Here is a 3,013-nt window from a genome sequence, read left to right as displayed (position 1 = left end):
AGTTCTGAGGATGAGAGAGCCAATTATCCTAAGTTCTATCGTGAAATGTTAGACCGATTAGCAAAGGCGCAACGAGTATTATCAAGACGTACAAAAGGTTCAGGGCGTTGGCATAAACAACGTATCCGTGTAGCTAAGCTGCATGAAAAAGTAGCAAACCAACGTAAGAACTTCCTTCATCATAAGTCTAAAGAGTTAGCTACTCATTTTGATGTTGTAGCTATTGAAAATCTAAATATGAAGGGAATATCGCAAGCACTTCATTTTGGAAAAAGCGTCGCTGATAATGCTTGGGGTATGTTCACTTCTTTCTTAGCTTATAAACTACATGAACAAGGCAAACAGCTTGTGAAAATAGACAAATGGTTTCCTTCCACAAAAACATGTAGCAGTTGTGGAAATATGAAAAATATGTCATTGTCTGAGCGAGTCTATACTTGTATATGCGGTGTAAATCTCGATAGAGATTATATAACGCAGCTATCAATATCAAAAATGAAGCAATACGCCTATTAGCGTTAGCATAGATAGCAATAAAATAACCCTTGGAACAAGGGAGTTAGCTCGGCTGTCTTAGGACGAATTCGTTAGCTACCAAAAGTAACGACTAACCGAGAAGCCCCCACTTTAAACAGTCCGTTAGGACGTTAAGTGGCGGGTAGTTCACCATGCATCCTAAATAATTAAGTTGGTTCGTATCAATGATGTAATGAACAAGCCTACTAATATTTCTTAACTAGAATTTATATTTTGTTCGTATAAAAAAGTGTCCATAACAGATTCTTATTCTTTGTTATGTTAAAACTACACAATTAACGTATTAAAAACCTTTTTTAGTCATAACAAGAATTGATGGTCATACAATGATATAGAAAGGTCTATCCAACATATAGATTACCTCTGGCACTCTGAAAAGACACCTAATTAAGGTGTCTTTTTACTTTTTATTAAAGTACAGGATAAGCTTAACCGCGCCTATTCCATTTATTCAGTTAAAACTCCAATCGTATTAAGAGCGTCTACTGCCCCGGATGTTCTCTTTCTATTGAACAAAATTGTTATTTCAAGTGAATAAAAAAGAGCACACATATAAGTGTGCATCTAGACTAAAAGGGTTGAACTTATGGAGTGGAGTGCCCCATACAATAATATATGCTTGTCTGATTTAAAGGTGACAAGTTGTTTATAAAAACGCTATTTGGTATGAAAATGTAAGAGCACTCCGTAGAGTGCACTTCTGTAACGACTATCCACTCTAAAAAGATAGGATATATCATATGAAGTGATGTTTGTTTTATTGGGTGTCTTTTGTATAAAAAACATTTTACACATCAAAAAAAGCGCTTATATAGCGCTTTTTGAAAAGTAGGTTTCAGATCACACTCCCACATGTGACCTAAATACATGAGCACAAGTAGTATATGTGAATTTTAATTAAATTGTGCAAATAAATTAACAATACAGGAGTGGAGTGAAATAGGCCTTGTTTGAATATATGGGAAATAATTAAAAAACAAGCTAGTTCGTATCAATGATTAAGCCTACTAAAAATTTTTTCATTAGAATTTATTGTGTCCGTTATTCGTAACAAAATCATTAACTAAACAAATATACAATAAATGTATTTAAAAGATATTTAAAAGATATTTAAAAGATATTTAAATCATAACAAAAATTCATAATCATACAATGATACAGAAAGGCTTTTCACATGGTATCTTTCTCTTAAACCCGAAAAGACATCTAATTAAGGTGTCTTTTTATTTTTCGCCTTTCAAGGAGAACAAGCATATATTAGAGTATAGGACGAGCTTGAACGCTTCTCCTCCATTCTAAGTTTTGGTTAGAACTCCTTATACATTAAGAGCATCTATTGTCCTGGATGCTCACTTTTTATTGAAAAAATGTGCGTTTAATGCTCTGTAGACGGAGATATAGAGTTAGTAATAACTATCGAAATTGATAAAATGCTGTGAAATAGCATTATTTCACAGCACCTATTTTTTGTACGTAGATTTTCTAAACTTTTTAATGATAATACTTAAAATATGAAGAATGTAATTGAGTTTCAATTGAAGTTCTAACAAAATGTCCAAATTTGATTAATTAGTACAGCCATTAGTCAATTAACAAACACTTGTACTAGTTTAGTAATGATAAATAAGATTGGGGAAAATGTATAGAATGAAGATTCAACATAGAAATAACTCATATACATTCACATCGAAAAAGGTTGTCTCATAATATATTAAGACTGTTCTATTAAGATGTTATAAGGGCGTGAGTATATGGAAGACGTAAATGTGAAAATTGACAGTCTAAAATCAGAACACAAAGAGATCATGCGTGATATTCGTAATTTAGAAACTCGAATAATAATTAACGAGAAAGACATTTCTACAATTAATAAGCAATTAGAAAAAATCAGCACAAATACTTCTTGGATTTTACGGATAATTATCAGTACGATAATTATGGCTGTTCTAGGTTTGATACTAAGGGGGACAATTTGAAATTCCAAAAAATACTTTTGAAAGAGAGACAAGTGTCTTTCTATTTTTTTGAAGAAGTATATGTTGGAAAGAGATGGTGCACGAACCCCATTTTATCATTTAATTAGTTAGGATCACAAATTAAAATGGTGACAAATTATGTCATAGTTATATAGAAGATTTGATGCCTAGAGAAAAAGATGAAATGATTATAATAGTTAATCAAATAAAAAAATACAGTGGGATGATTGGTGCATGAATTTGGTGTTTCAACATAAATATTTTTCTGTTAAATTCAATATATAAGTATTTTAATTTTATGAATATGGATTGCTTGTATAGGTTCATTCATCTTTAGTCATATAATGTTAATATTTTAGTATTAGGTTTGTGCATTTTTAATAAATTAATTTTATGTAAAAGGTGCCAAGAAATACTTTGTAGTTTTATTTCTTGGCGTGGGTATTTATTTGGGTCATTTGGATGCCGACCTTACAATAGTATATGTCCGATATATGGAA

The 3,013-nt window shown here is 31.3% G+C and carries 1 protein-coding gene and 1 pseudogene; both read left to right on the top strand.

Features of this window, described 5'->3' with window-relative positions; translation table 11 throughout:
• A pseudogene (locus tag ACTFN4_RS30345) lies at positions 1 to 527 on the top strand (RNA-guided endonuclease InsQ/TnpB family protein); the annotation flags it as partial.
• 1,761 nt (positions 528 to 2,288) lie between these two features.
• The gene (locus ACTFN4_RS30340; RefSeq protein ID WP_098282302.1) at positions 2,289 to 2,513 is read left to right on the top strand and encodes a hemolysin XhlA family protein; all 225 of its coding nucleotides are present in this window, start codon (positions 2,289 to 2,291) and stop codon (positions 2,511 to 2,513) included.
• The last annotated feature ends 500 nt before the right edge of the window (positions 2,514 to 3,013 follow it).

This window comes from Bacillus cereus group sp. MYBK95-2, assembly GCF_051915225.1.
GTDB classification, from domain to species: Bacteria; Bacillota; Bacilli; order Bacillales; family Bacillaceae_G; genus Bacillus_A; species Bacillus_A cereus.
Note: the sequence above shows the minus strand (reverse complement) of the source record. Positions and strands in the feature narration are given on the sequence as shown.

What these genes read in the sequence shown, in the direction of transcription:
- ACTFN4_RS30340 (WP_098282302.1), top strand. Translation starts at nt 2,289, where the DNA reads ATGGAAGACGTAAATGTGAAAATTGACAGTCTAAAATCAGAACACAAA.